The organism is uncultured Jatrophihabitans sp., assembly GCF_964252635.1.
GTDB lineage: Bacteria > Actinomycetota > Actinomycetes > Mycobacteriales > Jatrophihabitantaceae > Jatrophihabitans.
The window spans coordinates 58,731-75,492 of sequence record NZ_CAXUNP010000007.1 but is presented as its reverse complement, the minus strand read 5'-3'; the positions used below and the strand labels follow the sequence as shown (position 1 = coordinate 75,492).

The 16,762-nt window shown below is 67.9% G+C and carries 11 protein-coding genes and 1 tRNA gene; 3 read left to right on the top strand and 9 right to left on the bottom strand.

Annotated elements, in window-relative coordinates:
- Positions 1-218: 218 nt before the first annotated feature.
- Both ACFFCA_RS05035 and ACFFCA_RS05030 read left to right on the top strand, forming a co-directional pair.
- Positions 219-3,764, top strand: coding sequence for an AAA domain-containing protein (locus tag ACFFCA_RS05035; protein WP_375482424.1), 3,546 nt, complete (start codon positions 219-221; stop codon positions 3,762-3,764).
- Complete coding sequence (locus ACFFCA_RS05030; RefSeq protein ID WP_375482423.1) at positions 3,761-8,713, top strand: hypothetical protein; 4,953 nt, start codon at positions 3,761-3,763, stop codon at positions 8,711-8,713. Before ACFFCA_RS05035 ends, ACFFCA_RS05030 begins: the two co-directional genes overlap by 4 nt.
- Here the strand turns inward: ACFFCA_RS05030 and ACFFCA_RS05025 are convergent.
- The 3 genes from ACFFCA_RS05025 to ACFFCA_RS05015 all read right to left on the bottom strand — a co-directional run bounded on the left by ACFFCA_RS05025 (position 8,706) and on the right by ACFFCA_RS05015 (position 10,562).
- Complete coding sequence (locus ACFFCA_RS05025) at positions 8,706-8,963, bottom strand: hypothetical protein (RefSeq protein ID WP_375482421.1); 258 nt, start codon at positions 8,961-8,963, stop codon at positions 8,706-8,708. The genes ACFFCA_RS05030 and ACFFCA_RS05025 overlap by 8 nt on opposite strands.
- Before the next feature lie 170 nt (positions 8,964-9,133).
- Entirely contained in the window at positions 9,134-10,324 is a 1,191-nt protein-coding gene (locus ACFFCA_RS05020; RefSeq protein ID WP_375482419.1) for a Fic family protein, read from the bottom strand.
- Between the two features lie 165 nt (positions 10,325-10,489).
- Positions 10,490-10,562 (bottom strand) — tRNA-Ala (locus ACFFCA_RS05015).
- A gap of 185 nt (positions 10,563-10,747) precedes the next feature.
- Between ACFFCA_RS05015 and ACFFCA_RS05010 the strand changes: the two genes are divergently transcribed.
- Entirely contained in the window at positions 10,748-11,026 is a 279-nt protein-coding gene (locus tag ACFFCA_RS05010) for an HU family DNA-binding protein (protein WP_375482418.1), read from the top strand.
- Positions 11,027-11,090: 64 nt separating this feature from the next.
- Here the strand turns inward: ACFFCA_RS05010 and ACFFCA_RS05005 are convergent, their stop codons facing one another.
- Genes ACFFCA_RS05005 through ACFFCA_RS04980 form a run of 6 tightly spaced genes read right to left on the bottom strand, consistent with a single transcriptional unit; the run spans position 11,091 to position 16,710 of the window.
- Positions 11,091-12,353: a MauE/DoxX family redox-associated membrane protein gene (locus tag ACFFCA_RS05005; protein ID WP_375482416.1), complete on the bottom strand. Its 1,263-nt coding sequence runs from the start codon at positions 12,351-12,353 to the stop codon at positions 11,091-11,093.
- 24 nt (positions 12,354-12,377) lie between these two features.
- On the bottom strand, positions 12,378-13,034 hold the full coding sequence (locus ACFFCA_RS05000; RefSeq protein WP_375482414.1) for an SCO family protein: 657 nt from the start codon (positions 13,032-13,034) through the stop codon (positions 12,378-12,380).
- Positions 13,034-13,576, bottom strand: coding sequence for a copper chaperone PCu(A)C (locus ACFFCA_RS04995; protein ID WP_375482412.1), 543 nt, complete (start codon positions 13,574-13,576; stop codon positions 13,034-13,036). Before ACFFCA_RS04995 ends, ACFFCA_RS05000 begins: the two co-directional genes overlap by 1 nt.
- Entirely contained in the window at positions 13,573-14,292 is a 720-nt protein-coding gene (locus ACFFCA_RS04990) for a YcnI family protein (protein ID WP_375482410.1), read from the bottom strand. The genes ACFFCA_RS04995 and ACFFCA_RS04990 overlap by 4 nt, the downstream gene beginning before the upstream one ends.
- 28 nt (positions 14,293-14,320) lie before the next feature.
- A complete protein-coding gene (locus ACFFCA_RS04985) occupies positions 14,321-16,120 on the bottom strand; it encodes a copper resistance CopC/CopD family protein (protein WP_375482408.1) in 1,800 nt (599 codons plus the stop codon).
- A complete protein-coding gene (locus ACFFCA_RS04980) occupies positions 16,117-16,710 on the bottom strand; it encodes a hypothetical protein (RefSeq protein ID WP_375482407.1) in 594 nt (197 codons plus the stop codon). The genes ACFFCA_RS04985 and ACFFCA_RS04980 overlap by 4 nt, the downstream gene beginning before the upstream one ends.
- Between the last annotated feature and the right edge of the window lie 52 nt (positions 16,711-16,762).

Genomic DNA, 16,762 nt, shown 5'->3' with positions numbered 1-16,762 from the left:
GAGAGTGCGTCAAATCCGCTGCCTTTGACAGTAGTCCAGCTCGGCGGAGGTCAGCAGGGCCTTTTGCAACTCGGTGTGGCCTAGTATTCTCCTCGCCGACCGGGGGGTGATCCTGTACCGGCGGATGGGTCTCGCCAAGTCCTTTCCCGGAGGTACACTCGCCCGCGTATTGAAAGTGACAGATCCGAGGCGCTGCGCGATGAGAATGGCTAGGTTTCGTGTCTTTAGAGCTGGCCGATGCGATAGTCACCAAGTTCCTCACGGGCGGAACGGGTTATGCGCCCTTCGGCGACGGGCTGGACGGCGAGGAGCTATTGCCGGGCACGCTGTATCACTACTACCAGCAGGAAACAGGCAACGCCGCTCAGCCCCAAGTTGCTTTGCTACAGCTGTTCCTGGGTCTAGGTCCGCTCGCCGGGGAACTATGGGATCAGGAAGTCCGCGCTCTGACCCGCATCGCCGACCAGGATCACCCAGCGCTGCCAGTCGTGCTCGACGGAAAGTACGAGGAGCCGACGAGCGAATTGACAGCGCTTGGCGCCCGCCACGGCTTCGGCTACCTCCGCACCGCAGCGGACAAGCCCCTCGGGGCGGCCGGCGTTGCTAAGCTTGCTAATGTCTATCGGGAGCAGCCAGTCGCTGCTCTGCAGCAGTTCTGGTACCTCGCAGATGCCCTGTCCATCTTGCACGACATTCGCATTGCGCACCGGAACGTCTGGCCCGGTTCACTGCAGGTCGAGCCAAAGGCGGACTCTTTCTCCCTGCGCTTGAGTCGCTTCGAGCTCAGCGCGCTGCTGTCAGGCTTAATGGCTTCTCCGCGACGGCATGCCACACGCGACGCTCTGCGCGACATATATCTGCGTCAAGGCAGCGCGGCTCTCATTTATGCTCCTCCTGAGCGGCTGGACTGCCTGCTCGGCAACGGCACGGACTTGGCCGGGCCGGCCGGCGACGTCTTTGGGCTGGGTGTCACCGTGGCCGAGTGGTTCCTTCCACCCGACCATTTTCGCATGGACGGCGAGCCGCAACGTGAGGATGTCGAGAAGGCGCACGAAGGACTTCGCAGTGTCCTCAATGCCGACCCGCCAATCCCGCGCGTTCTCGCACAGCTTCTGGCCTCCATGATCCAGCGCAGCGGGCGGCCCACGTCCGCGGAAGTGGTCAGCGAGCTTGCCGCGTCATACAACAGCATTGCGCGACAGCTGGAGGATTCCCCGGCAAAGCGTCCATACCTCCTCGTGTTCCAGCCTGAGAAGTTCGCCGCGACACTCGGCAGATGGGGCAGTCTCAACCACGACCCGGCGACGCCCGAGGGCGCGAATGAGATCGCGGCCAAGCTGCTGAGCGACACCCGGGAGAACGCGAAGGTCGTACGCCTTAAGGACGGCGCCCTCAAGTACACGCAGCAAGGCGATCCCGAGAGCCGACGAGCCGCGCAGACGACCATCTTCGGGCAGGAGTTCATCTGGTTCTGCCACCGGTACTTCCGCCCGAGTGTGCTGGGAGGGCGCGACCATTACGACGAAGCCCAGATTATTCGCTACGTCGTGCGCCGACGTCAGAATCAGGCCGTCCGTGAGCTGGAATCACAGGCTGACTCTGCGTTTGCCCGTTCCCTGCCGCTGATACAGCCGGTGAGCGATGGCATCGCTCAACTGCAATGGGAGAAACTGCTGCTCGACCGGCCCAGCTGGCTTCCGCTGCTTGACTCAGCCGTCGAAGCTCGGCCAGTCGGCACCGCCGCGGCAAGCTTTCTCGACGCCCTCGACTTCTACCTGAATTACCAGCGCGCCGACCTGGACGCGCGCTGCTACCCCTACCGCCGGGTCGATGCCGGGACGACCCAGCGCGCCGTGTTGGAGTGGGACACCAACCGTGACGTCGACCGCGCCACGGTCGCACAGCCTTTGACCGCGGCACTGCTGACCAATTCTCGCCTTCGCCCCGACTTCGCCGACTTCTTCGCAGCCAACGTTGACGACGGCCTGCGCACGATCCCGCTTGAGGTCTTGACAGACGACCGTGGACGCGTCGGCACGAAAATCGGCGCCTATACGCTGCGCGAGTCATCGAGCCCCCGGCAGATCACCCTCGACACGACGCATCAGCCCGCTGTTCCGGAACGGGGCTGGCTCCGTCTCTCCAGTGACCCCATCAGCGGGTCCATGCTCAACAGGCAGGCCGACGCCCGCGTCGACCTCACCGGCCAAGTCGGCGCCCTGTCGTACCTGCTCGGCAGACGCGGCCTGCAGCAGCGCCGCCGGATAGGCGCACGGGTCAGCGGCGATGTGCAAGGAGAGGGAGACACGGCAATCCGCGACCTCCTCGCGAACGAGACTCTCTACGCGCTGCAAGGGCCGCCAGGTACTGGCAAGACAACCGTCAGCGCGCAGGCCATTGCTGCGTATCTCGATGAGAACAAGACGGACCGCATCCTGGTGACCGCCCAGTCGCACGCAGCGGTGGACAACCTCGCGCTTCGCGTGCTTTCGAATTTGAGGCGCGACGACCCGCAGCTGCGCTCCTTCATTGCCGTCCGCGCGCAGCCATTCAACGAAGACTCCGTGGACCCGCGAATGCGCAAGTACTTCTTCGCCAGGTGCACCGCGCGGTTCATCACCGACATCGACACGCGCCTAGCGGAGCAGCTCTCGGCTGGGACGCTGACCGCTGAGAAAGCCACCGTCGTGCGCGAATGGCGGGCCCAGGCCGGCTCTGCCGTGTTCGAGCTCGCCCGGCGTATCCGCCGGGGCGCGAACCTAGTATTCGCGACGTGCGGCGCCGCTACGCCTAATTCGCTGGCGGACAACGGAAACCTGGAGCCGTTTGACTGGGTCTTGGTAGAGGAGGCAGCGAAGGCGTGGCCGACGGAGCTTGCCATCGCACTTGTGCGCGGGCGGCGCTGGACGCTCGTGGGAGACCAGGCTCAGATTGGTGCGTACGGTCTGGCCGAGGTGCGGCGCTTCCTCGACGCATGCGAGAACGACCCGGCCCCGGAAGTAAAAGCTCATTTCGAGAACCGCAAGTCCTATTTAGAGGCGTTCGAGCTGTTCGACGGTGTGTTCAGGCGCGGCAAGGCCCACGGCTCCTCGCGTCAACTGACCGAGCAGCGCCGGATGCGAGACCCCATCGCGCAGGTAGTCGGCAGCAGCTTCTACCCGCTCTCGGAGCCTGCTAGCGCCGATGAGCTGCCCGCCAGTTCGCTCGTCACGAAGCGCAGTGACGCCTGCGCGTCGCTGCTTCGGCCAGACTGGGTTGGCGACGCGGCGCTTGTCTGGCTTGACACCTCGCACACCCACCAGGACGTCGGGCATTGGTCCAACCCACATGAGGCGATGCTAATTGCCAGGCTGGTGCGCGAGCTGCGCCCGCAGCCCAGCTTCGATCTCGGCCGGGGGAAGTCCGATTCCTTCAAGATCTCGCTCGCCATTCTCACCCCGTACAGGCAGCAGGTCGACGAGATCATCAAGCAGTTGCCCGAGGCCGCCGGAGCCGTGTTCACCGTCGACTCGTTCCAAGGTCGCGAGGCCGACGTGGTCATCGTCTCGCTGGTGCGCGACACGACACGCCCTGGTGCGCCGCACAAGTCTTACGGCCACTTGCTCGACCAGGCCCGCGTCAATGTTGCGCTCAGCCGCGCGCGCGACCGGCTGTTCGTCGTCGGCAGCTTCGACCATTTTGAGCAGGCCCCAGCCCTGCACTGGAACCGCGTGACGAAAGCCGTCCGCGTCCACGGCGAGGTGCGCGCGGCGGGATATTCATGAGCACCGTGTACTTCCCGTGCGAGCCCATCAAAGTCCGTGTCGTGACCGGACTCGCTGACTCTCTCTCGCTCGTCGAGCAATACATCATGCGCAGCGTCGCCGCGGGCGCCGCAAGCGAGCGGGACCTGGCCAACATGCTGGCGTTGCCACACCGGGTTCTCATCGATGCCATAGGCGACCTATGGCGCGCTGGGCACCTCACGATCGATTTCGACACTGACTCCGAAAACATCGCCCTCAGCTCGTCAGCACGTGAGCTTGCCCGTAGCGGGCGCCTCGATCAGGTCGACAGCGCGTTCCAGTCCACTGGTACCCGAGAGCTGCTCTTCGACCCCATCACGGGCCGTGTGCTGTCGCCGCGGGCGCGAGCGCGGCCGCCGCGAGACGGCCGCCTGCGGCTTCCAGGCCGCGCCTCTTTGGCCGACCTGGCGGCCATAAGCCAGCCAGTTCTAATTACCGCGATAGACCAGCTGCTGCGCCGTGAGGAGTTCGAGGGTGTCGCGCCTACTTCAGGGCGCGCAACGGTCCGGACCCTCAACGCTTACCTGGAACCGAGCCAGCTACAGAGTGCTGGCTCCTCGAAGCCTATATATGTCGCAGTCGAGGTCCGCGTCAGCGACGGGGACCTCGGCCTCTCGGTGCTCGTCACCGAGCCGTCACTATCAGCGAGGCAACAAGCCGCGGCAACGAGCTACCTGCAAAACCTCCTGGATGATGCGCCGACCCTCGGTGTCGCCGCCGCTTTGCGGGAGCAGGCGTCCCACGACCCACCTCCGCTGCCCATGCCTCTAGAAGACCTGCTCGACCTGCTCGACAAGCAGGCTGAGCAGGCAGCGTGTTCTCAGCCCGGAAGCCGCCAGCAGGCCCACGACCTAGCCGCGCGCGAATTAGCGAGGGTCAACTCTGCGTTCGCGGCAGCCACGCAGGGCCAGGCGACATTCACAGTGTTAACCGACCCACCCGCCCACCGCACCGCCCTGGTCGGGCTGATTTCATCGGCTCGCACGCAGCTGGTGCTCGCCGCCCCGTGGATCAGTCATGCAGGCCTAAGGCCCCTGCTTGAGCCGATCGCAGAAGCTGTCCGCAAAGGCGTACAGCTGGTGCTGTTGTGGGGCATGAGCCCTGACCAGCAGCTCGACGCCCGCGTGCTACAGGCCATCCAAAACCTGCAGCGGATCGCGAATACGCCTGGCGCTGGGCAGGTCCTTGTGCGCCCAGACACTCCAGCGCGCAGCCACGCCAAGGTCGCAGTGGCGGATGACCGCCGCGCCTTGGTTAGCAGCCACAACTTTCTATCTAGCGGCGAGCATCAGGAGGTAGGGCTGCAGGTAACCGCAGCGGCGGGGTTGCCGTGCGCCGCGATTGATGACCTTCTTGCCTGGGCCGCACACCAAATGCCCGACCCGGAGATGGCCGAGTGCGTGTCGCGGAAGATTCGCGCCGTGCAAGTGACTGGCGAGACGGCGTCGGGCGCGCGCATCGAGCCACCCAGGTTTCGTGCTGCGCTCGACCCCCCAACCGCCCCGCCCGCCGACGTTCAGGCCTGGGCGCTGGCCTGGCGCGGCGCTGCCAAAGAGGCGCGGGCGTTGGCGGTGGGCCTGGCACCCGCGGCCAGCGTGGTGCTGGACAGCATGCACCGCCACCTCGCCGACTTAGCCGTCCGCCAATGCAGCCGACGCCTCGCTTTGGTTTCTGACGGGCTTCAGGGCACCATCCTGGACGCGCCTCTGCGGGCAGCTCTCGTGGCGTGCGCGGAGCGCGGCGTCGAGGTGACTGTCGTGTACGGCAGCCCTGCCGCCGACGGCGACGCCGCCGTCGCCACGCTCGAGGCCGAGGCGCGCAATTCGGGCGTCCACAGCAAGATTGCGATACGACACGTGCCGGATAACCACGCGAAACTTCTCGTGTGGGATGACCAGGCTGTGGTCGGGAGCTTCAATTTCTTGTCCTTTCGGGGCACTGACCGCCGTTCAGCGGCGCTGCGCAACCGGGCCGAGCTCAGCCTTCACGTACACAGCGGCGAGCTGGCTACGCGGCTGCTGCGGTCAGTTGCCCCCGATCGCGCCATCGCAGCGGCGGCAAGCGCCGTCCTAACTCACGTCGAAGCGCCCGGCACTGCCGTGGACGGGTCGGCATCGCGCCTCGCGCAAGACATTCTTGAGCTCGTTCGGCCGGGGCAACCGTCGCGCTCCCTGGCGGCTTTGGTGGGCAGCGCCCAGCGGCCCTTCGCCGTCCTCGACGCGCTTGAGGCCGCAGGCGCGCCAAACGTCGTGCTGGAGCGCGCCGCCGCAGCTGCACTCGCGGGCCACAGCCAGCCTCCTGAGGCAGCGCGCGCGTGGTGGCTCCGGCTTGCCCAGCTGTTGTGGCAGCGGCAGGCGTTTGCAGAGGCGGCGATAGCTCGCTCGGCCGTGGACAGCCCGGATGATGAGCCCTCTCCGTTGGTGGTGAAGGCAGCAGCTGCCGTCGACAGCGAGGCCCTATGCGCGCAGCTCGAGGACGCCGCCCTCGGCGAGGCAATTCCTAGCGCTGATTGCACCGCCTTGGCCGTGCTGGCGGCAGCGTGGTTCACCCACCACGCCGACTACTCGCTGTTAGACCCGATGGGGGTGCTGGCTGCGAACGCGACCGCCCCCGCGCAGCGTCTTGCCGCAGCAACGGCCGCGCTCAGTAATACCGGCCGGTCACTGCCTACGGCTGCTCTACAGGCCAGGCACGCGCGCAATGCGGACCAGGCGGCGATTCTTGCGCAGTGGAAAGCGCTCACCGCGGCCCTGGCGAACTTACAGCTCTACAACGCCAGCTTCGAGGTTGGCAAAGCGATCCTAAAGCACCTGCGCGCTCACCGCGGGTTTCTTGAGCAATTGGCCGACGGCGCTACCAGGCGTGACACCGCCCTGCTTGCAAACTTGCTGCGCGAATATTCGGTCGGAAGTGCCGAGAGCTGGGTTGACCACCTGAGTAGCCAGCTCGGCATTCCACACGTGATGGGGAGAAAGCGCCTGGGTTTCGTCAAGCAGCTTGACAGCGTTGTTGCCCCGACGATTTTTCTCGTTCGTGCCGAGACACAGGACGTTACTGAGCATATTGACACAGCCGCCGAGGAGTGCGCGCGGGAGATCTCAGCCAGCCTGGATGCGCTGGACGCCTCACTGCCCAGTGGCAGTGTGCCGTACAGCTGGCCTTTACTCGAGCACGCTAAAGCCGCTCTGCGGGTGTTGGTGGGCGACGCGGCCGGCCAGCCAACGATTGCGCCCGGAAGTGAGTGGGCTGCTTGTTATCCGCGCCTGGCGCAGGTCGTCATGAGCGATGAGGCAGCCTCGCCAGACGAGCAAGCGCGACGCTTAGCGCGCGATCTCGCAGACGGCCTCGGTCCGCTTGAAGCAACTGCCGATCTTGTCGAGGCCGGCGAGTATCGCCTCGCCGATCTCGTCATTGACGGCCTTTCCGCCACGTCTTCGGTCAGCCATGCCGCCGCTGAGGAGGCGCGCCGCCTGCTTGAAGACGCTGTCCGTATGAGCGCCGCCGCCGCCTCGCGCCGGTGCCACGACCAGAACCGGCGCGCGGTGGCGGTGGGCGTGCTGGAATTGCCTCGCGCCGAGCTGGTCGAGCTGGCGCGAGACCGTCGAGCCGGAGCCGACCACCAGCTGCAAGATCAGCTTGCCGAAATTCAGATTGCAGAGCGGGCCGCCAAGGTCGAGATCCTGGGCGGCCTCGCAGCCGCAGCGCGGCCACAGGGCGACCCATGGCACCGCCAAGTAACCGAGCTCGTAACTCTCGGGGAGCTCGCAGCGGCAAGACGCGTTCTTACCAGCGATCCGGAGCACTTCACAGTGGAGTTGCCCCAGCCATCGGCCGAGGCCGGCTGGCCGTTCCGCGAGCTCTCACTTCGCCGTGCTGCAGACATGTTTACTGACACCGAGCAGCGGCCGGCCGGCCTGACCCCGTTTCTTCCTGCCGCTGACGATTCGGACGCCGCCGGTCTCGTAGCAGCGCTAGGCGCCCTAGCCAGCGAGGAGAGCGGGTCGTCTGAAGCATGGCTGTCAGCAGTTGCCAACCTGGTCGGTGACACACAACAGCGACCGCCCATTACGCCGCGCCTGCTCAGCCTCGATGGGCCAGCCTGGCCTTTGAATTCGCTCGCGCGTCGGACCCTGGTCATGCACACCGCGGTCCCGGGCACCGCCCGCGATGACGGCGTGCCCGAGCAAGCGCTCGCGGAGTCGGCCCACACATGGGAGGTCGAGCTGTCGACAGACCTATTGATGGCCAAGCGTGGCCGGCAAGTCACCATCTCCGTCTCGGATGTCCTCGGCCTGCTGCCGCTGGCAGACGCCGAGCGGCCTCTGCGGCGCCGCCTCCGGCAGCAGCGTTTCCTGCGTCTGGTCTGCCGGCAACTCGACCCGGCCGCAGTGGTAGCGGTCGGCGACTTCGGCGATCCTGGCCGAGTCCCGCTCCAAGTTTGGTGGCTGCTCTACCTGCTCGGCTTTGCCCCCTCTCACGCGCAGGTGTACGCGCTCAGCGAATTCGCCGGCGAGCACCCAGATCTGCTGCGCCTGGCTATCGTTCGCGAGGCCAGACGGGCCCGCGCGGAGAACACGGAGTTCGAGTTCGCAGTCACACTCTCCGATCTCGGATTCGCAGCCGAGGTCGCCGCGAGCGTCCGAGATCAGGTCGGCCTGCCGGCGGCCACAGCTCTGTTCGCGTCACTGCCTCTCGGTTCTGTCAGCAGCGCAGCGGACCTGCAGGTGGCGCTTGAGCTAAGCGACTATGCGCAGCTCGCCGAACTCGCGGTCTCAGACGAGGCCGTTGCGGAGTACGCCCGTCAGCTCATTCAGCACGGCTTCGCCACTGAAGGTGCGGGCAATGAAATGCAACTGTGCAGTTGCGGCGCCATGCGGCTGCTACAGGGCAGCCACGTTGACATTGGGTCGCTTGTATCCATCAGGTGACGAGGCACAGGCTCGCGCTGGACCACAGCATCTCGGTGACAGCAGTGGACTGCGCAGGAGCTCGAGCTTGACCACCCAGCGGCGACAGCAGCTCGCCCGCCCAGGCGTCAGCTTCATCGCCAGTGACGGTCAAGGTCGGCAACCGCTTGTTACTCCTCGTCGCCAGCGTCCACATCGACATGAGCGACGCACATCGATCGGGGCGAATCCAAGCGCTCAGCGCGGCGTTGATGTTCTGCGCCAGTGTCATCGGAGCGCGCCAGCCATATGCTTACGGACCTGTCTGTTACACGCGGGCTGCGCCGCGGGAGATGTGTCCCGGCCATTGAAGAAGGTAGGCGCCGCCCACTGGCCGCGCCACCGCATAACGACGCCATGCCGGGCGACGCCCTGCTGGTCCGATCGCATCGGCATCCGGCGCTACGCACGCCGGCCGGCTCGAGCGGCGAAGTCGTCAAGGGCGGTCAGCACCTCGCGTGCCTGCCACATGCGGTTGCGGCGCAAGCCGGTGAACTCAGTCAGGACGCCGGCCTCAGCGAGCGGGGCGATTGCGCGCTGAGCGTTCTGCGGCGCGATGCCGAGTTCAGCACCGACGGTCGCGGCATCAACGACGGGTTGGCGTAGCAGCAAGTCCGCGACCCGCCACGCCGACGCCCCCTGGCGGGCCTTGATCGTGTCGTTCCAGCGTGCACGGATCTCCCGAAGCGCCGCCACAAGCTGACGTCCGTTCATCGTCGCCTCGAAGGAGGCATCGGCCAGACGCTGAACGATCTTCGAAGGTTCGCCCTCGCGATACGCAGTCAGTGCGTCGAAGTAGGCGTTCGTGTCGGTGAGCAGGCCGGCTGAGACCGGCACTGTGACGTTCTGCGTCAGGCCATAGCCGCGCAACATCGAGTGGATCAGCGCCCGGCCGGTACGCCCGTTGCCGTCAGGAAACGGGTGGATCGTCTCGAACTGCGCATGCGCGATTGCGACCTGGGCCAACAGCGGAATGTCGGTGCGCGTCATGAAGGCGACGAGATCATCGATCAGGGGCTCGACGTGCTCGTGATGCGGGGGGACGAACATCGCCTGATGAGGCCCGAACGAGGTGCCCCCGATCCACACCTGCTCGCCACGCCACCGGCCGGCGATGTCTGGATGCAGGTCGCCGAGCAGCGCAGTATGCATCGTCCGGATCGCATTGGCATCGAGGTGCTCGGCCAGGTCGAGCGCGGCCCTCATCGCCGCGACGTTGCCGACGACCTCGCTGGCGTTGCGGTTCTCAGTGCTGCCGAGCTCGGCCAACGCGATGGCCGTCGCACCCGAGGTCAGGTTCTCGATCATCGCCGACGAGGCCGACTCTGACCGCAGCAGGACGGAAGCGAACAGCGCCACCTCGGCAGCGAGCTCCGCGTCGAAGCGTGCGATCTCGACCGAAGCCTCTTGGGCCATTGCGATTACGTCCATCGGCAGCTGAGGAGTCCGGTCCGCGATCAGCGGAACGACGGCGGCGCGGTACGAGCCCGAGTGCGTGCGGCGGACTCCCGCGGAGACCAGCTCCGGCGGGACCGACGGCGTCCAAGGGCGCAGTTTAGTGCTCAGCTTCGGCCAGCCAGCACCCGAAACCATGGCCGGATCTTAGGCTCATTTATTTGATAACTGATACTAAGGAGCCGTTCTGCGCTCACTCATTCGGACACCCGCCGCGAGCTCGGATGCACCAATGGCTACCAAGGTGGCTACCACGCGATTACCGTTCGATTACTGAGGTGGCTCTAGGCCAACAATTTCGGGTGGAGCTGAGGGGACTCGAACCCCTGACCCCCACACTGCCAGTGTGGTGCGCTACCAGCTGCGCCACAGCCCCTTACCTGACCGCCCGAAACCTCCGAACCGGCCAGCGCAGAACGTTACACGCCGATGCCGAGCGCAGACACACCGGGGACGCCCGTCGGCGACACGCCCGGCGCTTCGAACCCCCGGATTACGGGGATTTTCGAGCCGGAGTCCATACTGGTGCCTGCATCACACACAACGATCAAGGGAGACCTCGTGAACCGCAAGGAACTGGTGGCTGCTGTCGCCGACGCCGCCGACCTCGAGCAGAAGACGGTCGACGCCGTGCTGCGCTCGCTCCAGTCCACCCTCGAGGGCGCCGCGAAGTCGGGCGAGAAGGTCAGTGTGCCCGGCTTCTTCGCCCTCTCCGTCGGCGACCGCGCCGAGCGCGAGGGCCGCAACCCGGCCACCGGCGAGACCATCAAGATCCCGGCCGCCAAGACGGTCAAGCTCGCCGCCGGCAGCGCCCTGAAGGACGCCGCCAACAACAAGTAGGTCCAGACGTCGAAGGCCCGGCCCCGCACACTGCGGGGCCGGGCCTTTGTCGTGCGGGGCGTCGTCAGTTGGATGACTTGGACTTCGCCGCCTTGGCGACGGCCGCGTTGAAGGCCGACAGGGTCGGGCTGATCGACTTGCCGTTCACCTTGACCGTCGGCGTGCCGGTCACGCCGTCCTTCGAGCCCTGCTCCGTCAGCGCCTCGACCAGCGCCTTGTGGTTCTCATTGTTCACGCAGCCCTGGAACGTCGTCAGTGCCGCGCCCGTGATGCCCGCGGCCTTGCCGTAGGACACCAGCTGCGCATCCGTCCGCCCGTTCGACCCCTCGGTGGGCTGCACCTGTTTACCCCCGACCTTGCCGTACAGCACGTTGTGGAACTTCACGAACGTGGCGACCGAGATGTCGGACGCGCAGATCGCGGCGTTGGCCGCGCGGCTGGAGTACCGGTTACCGCTGGACGAGCCGTCCAGGAACGCCAGCAGATGGAAGCGCACCTGCGCCTTGCCGGCCTGCACGTCCTTGTCGACGGTGGACCCGACCGACTTCTCGAAGTCCAGGCAGCGCGGACACTGGAAGTCCTCGTACACGTCGACCGTCGCCGCCGCGGCCTTGCCGTAGACGACGCCGTGGGACACGGTCACGTTCTTGGCGGTGAGCGTGCCCTGGATCTTGGCCCGGCTGCTCTGCACACCGATCCCGATCAGCACGACGAGCACGACCACACCGGCCAACGAGCCGGTGAGCCACCGCCCGCGCGAGCGCGCGTGCTTCTGGCTGGCGGCCACCTGCTGCTCGTACTTCTTGCGTCCCTGCTCGGTGCGCAGCCGCTTGGCCGACGGCATCTCGACCACGTCGTGGCGCGTGATGTACTCGTCGACCGAGATGCGGGTCAGCGCCCACACGACCAGGTAGGCGGCCAGAATCAACAGCCCGACGTCACGCAGGATGTCCAGGACGTACTGGGTGTTGCCGCCGTCGGTGACTCCCCCGCCGCCGAAGCAGCCGCACTCGAGCTGGATGCCGCGCGCCGACGCCTGAATGAGCCCGACGAGGAACACCAGGAACAGCACCCCCGACACGGCGGCGGCGACGCGCGTCACGAGGCCCAGGACGAGCAGTACGCCCAGGGCCAGCTCGAGCACCGGCAGCCCGTACCCGATGCCCCTGGACAGCCACTCGGGCGTCACGTCGTAGGCGCGGACGGCCTGGGTGAACGTCCGTGGCTCGCGCAGCTTCGACCACGCGGCCCAGATCCACACCGCCCCGAGGACGAGACGGGCGACGGTGCCCAACCAGGGGCGGACGGCGTTCCAACTCACGGTCACGAGGGACGATTGTGCCTCAGCCGGCTACGAGCGCTCGGCCGCCACGATCGGCAGGTCGTGGGTGATGGCCTGCTGCTCCGTCGCGCTCTGCAGGAACGACACCCGCGCGTAGTCGTCCGGGCCGTAGAGCAGCAGCTGCGCGGAGTGCGTCTGGCCATCGTCCTCGGCCAGGGTGATGTGCGCCGACGCCTGCGCCGCGTCGACCTGCTGCTGGGTCCCGCGCAGGCCGACGAAGGTGGCCTTGCTGCCGCGGTCGAAGTTGCCCAGCCACTGGGCGATGACCGGCCCGGTGTCGCGCTTCACGTCCGTCGACACGAACACGACCATCGTCTTCTTCGCCACGGCCGCCGGCACCTTCTTCAGCGCCATGGACGCGTCGGCGAGCGTGGTCGGGCAGACGTCCGGGCAATTCGTGTAGCCGAAGAACAGCAGCGTCGGACGGCCGCGGGTGGCGGTGCCGAACGCGAACGGCTTGCCGGCGGTGTCCGTCAGGGTGAACGACGGCCGCGGCTGCGCCGGGGTGAGCCCGAAGCCCTGGTACTTGCCGGACCCGCTCTGGTCGTTCAGTTGCGACGCCTGGGCGCTCTTGGCGCCGGAGCCGCCCGACCCGCTGCTCGAGCAGCCCGCGACCACCAGCCCCAGAACGAGCAGCAGCGCGAGGACGACGGTGGGGCGCTTCACTAGTGGTCTCCCATGTTCATGGACATACTCGATGATGCGGACGGCCCGGCACCCGCCGGCGCAGGGGCCCCAACGGCAATGACCGGCGCCACCACGTTGACGGTGCCGGCCTTCTCGAACTGCAGCGTCATGTCGACCGTCTGCCCGGCCTTCACCGGCCCGAACAGCTGACCGATCATCACGTGGCCGTTGCCGGTGCTGAGCACCAACCTGCCGTGGGCCGGGACCACGACACCGTTGGCGCCCACCGGAGCCATCCCGCCGCCCACGGTGCCCACGTGCAGCACCGCACTCGCCCCGGCCCCGGTCTGCACGGACACCAGCCGGTCGGGTGCGGACGTCGTGTTGTAGACGGTGAAGTAGCCGGCGGCGAGCTTCGTCGGGGGCACCGGTGCGCGGACGTACGCGCCCACCACCGACACCTGCCCCGGGCCGCTCGACGTATCCGCCCGGCTCGGCGAGGTCTGGCCGACGGCGAACCCGGCCACGCCGAGCCCCGCGACCAGCACCGCACCGGCCACCGCGAGGGCGGAGATCTTCACGTGCGGCCTTTCGCTCGTCCGACCACGACCAGTCCGAGGGCACCGACCGCGACCACCAAGGCGATGATCGACAGCACGACCGGACCGGTGTTGCTGCTTCCTCCGTCCGAGTGTCCGCCTGCCGCCTGTGGTGTCGCCGTGACCCCCGCCTCGCTCGACCCGCTCGACCCGCCCGATCCACTCGACGCGAGCTGCAGCACGGGTGCCGGGTGATCGGGTTCGTCGCTGCTGCCCGGCGCGGGTGTCTCGATCCAGCGCACCACCGAGCCGTTGCTGTAGGTCTGGATGGCCTTGAACGTCAGCGACTTCGCCTTGGGCAGCTGCCCGGCGATGATCGTGAACTCGCCGTACTCCCCCGGCTTGAGTCCGCCGCCCTTCGCCGCCGTCCAGGTGATCTGCGAGACCGCCTCGGTGATGTCGCCGTCGTCGGTCTTGATCGGCGTCTGCAGCTTGGCCGTCTGCTCGGTGTGCGTCCAGCCGGCGATCGGCGCGATGTCGATGGACGCGATCGGCGTGCTCGTCGGCATCTGAACCGTGACGCCGACGGTGTTGGCGTCCTCCTCGACCGGCACCCGGAAGGTGATCTCCTGGTCGCCGCCGCCGCTGGTGGCGCCGGGTGCGGTGACCGTCACGTGTGCGAACGCCGATGCGCTCAGGACGAACAGCAGCCCCAACGCCCCCAGCAGGGCGACGGTGACGGTGCGCAGGCGGTGCATGGGACTCCTTCGGAGAGTGGGTTGCGGGTCAGTACAGGCTGAGGACGACGTCGGTGGTGGTGGCGTCGAAGCGGGACGTGGTGATGACGAGGTCGATCTCCCAGCGCCCGGCCACCGGCAGGTCGGCGCTGCCGTTGAAGCTGCGCGCACCCGCCTTGGTGAGCTTCACCGGGATGGGGCCGATCTGCTTGGCCTTCTGGGTGGCGGTGGCGCTGACCTGCGTCGGGGTCCTGCCCTCGACGTCGACGGTCAGCTGGACGTTGCCGTGGGTGCCCGGGTCGGACGTGACGGTGACCGACGCACCACTGCCGAGCGACGCCGTCCTGCTGATCGGCTCGCGGTGCTGCGCGGCCAAGGCCTCGGTGCCGCGGGGCTCGGCGACCAGCACGCTCGTCAACCCGAGCACGACGAGGGCGACCAGCGCCTCGACGTAGACGGAGCGACGCAGCCGTTCGGTGTCGGTCGCCTCGGCCACGTCCTGATCGGGGTCGTCTGCGGGGTCAACGCCGTCGGAGTCGGTCTGCTCGGGCTCGTCGTCGAGGTCGGCGGAGTCGTCGCTCTCGAAGTTCGTATCGCTCCCGTCGTCGAGCGTGTCGCTTCCGTCGTCGAGCTCGGTCTCGGCCGTCATCGCGTACGCGACCTGCGGGTGCCGGAACCGGCGGCGCACGACCCCACGCGAGAGGTAGGCCAGCGCCATCAGAGCCAGGAACAGCACGACCTTGCCGGTGACGAGCAGGCCGTAGGTCGTGCCGAGGATGGCGTCGAGCGAGCCGATGCCACGCCAGGCGGCGTACGTGCCCGACCCGGCGAGCACGACCGCCGAGGTGAAGGCGGCGGTCGAGAAGACGGGCAGCACCTCGCGCAGTTCGGCCGGTTCGCGACGCGGGAGCACGGCCAGCACGAGCACGACGAGCCCGCCGACCCACGTCATCATGGCCAGCAGGTGCAGCATGTCGACCGGGATCGACAGCCAGTTCGGCGACGTCGTGTCCGCGTGCCCGCCGGCCGAGACGGTGAACACCGCTCCGACGGCCAGCACGCCCGCCGCGCTCTCCCACGGCGCCCGCTCGGCACCGGTGCGCAACGACCGCGCCAGCACAAGCGCAAGCGCCCCGAGCAGCACGAGGCGGACGCTGTGCAGTTGGCCGTAGTCGGTGCGCAGGGTCGATTGGAGCACCGACCAGTGCGTCACCCCGGACGGTGCGTCGCCTGCGGTGTAGGGGCCCTGGAGCAGCAGTTCGAGCGCGGCGCCGAGCGCAGCCGCGCCCCAGCCGGTCCAGACGATGCGGCGGGCGCGAGCGTCGTCGCGGCCCGCCACCCACACCGTCAGCAGCAGCCACACGCCGCCCAGCAGCGCCAGGCCGCCGTAGGTGATCCAGCGGGCGACGTCGAACAGCGTGCCGGTCGCGCCGTTCGACGCGTTGCCGACGCCGACGCTGCCCCGGGCCAGCGCGCCGTTGCCGACGACGAAACGGATGGTGCCGGCGACGGGATGCGAGTCGGCGCTGACGACGCGGAAGCTCGCCGTGTACGTGCCGTCGCCGAGGCCGCCCTGCAGCCGGTCGACAACCTTGGTCGCGTCGCCGCCCGGGTGCGAGGCGGCGCCGGCGTCGACGCGCTTGCCGCTGCCGTTCGTGACGTGCAGGTAGCCGATGCCGCCCAGCCCGACGTTCTCGTCGAAAACGATCGTCACGCTGCTCGGTGCCTTCGCCAGGCGCGACCCGTCGGCCGGCGTCGAGGTGACGACGGTGGCGTGCGCCTCGGCCGGCGCGGCGAGCAGCAGCCCGCCGCCGATCAGCGCGAGCAGCAGCAGGACGAGACGTTTCACGCGACCGTCCGCAGGTCGGTCGGCCCGTCGTCCTCGTCACGGACGGCCACCGCGGTCGGGGCGGGGCGGATCGCTCGTTCGGTGCGGTCGAGCAGGATCAGCAGGACGAGCCCGGCCAGGGCCGCCAGATGGGTGGCCAGCCGGTCCAGGGTGACCGCACCGGTCGCGACATCGTGCACCGACAGCACGCCCAGGACGACCAGGAACGTGCCCAGCAGCGGCACGAGCCCCGCGGCGCGACGGGGCAGCCAGGCCGCGGCGAGAAACGCGGCACCGATGGCCAGGTTCCACGCCGCCATCTCGTGGGCGCCGTGCATCGACATGGCCATGCCGATGCTGTCGCCGAGCAGGGCGGGCAGGCCGACCGCGAGCTGCACGAGCCCGGCGACGACGAGCCCGATGCGCAGTGCCGTGCGGCGACGGTGCACGCGGCGGACGGGCAGGACGACACCGGCCACGATGCGGTCCGCAAGGTCGGGTACCGGGGTGGCGTCGAGGCGGACCGTCCGCGTCACGAGCTCGGTCTCGGCGATCCACCGGGCACAGCCCGGGCAGCCCGACACGTGGGTCTCGAGGGCGGACGTCGACATGCCAAGCGGCTCGCCGTCCATCCGCGCGGACGCCGCGGTCCGGTACCGGTCG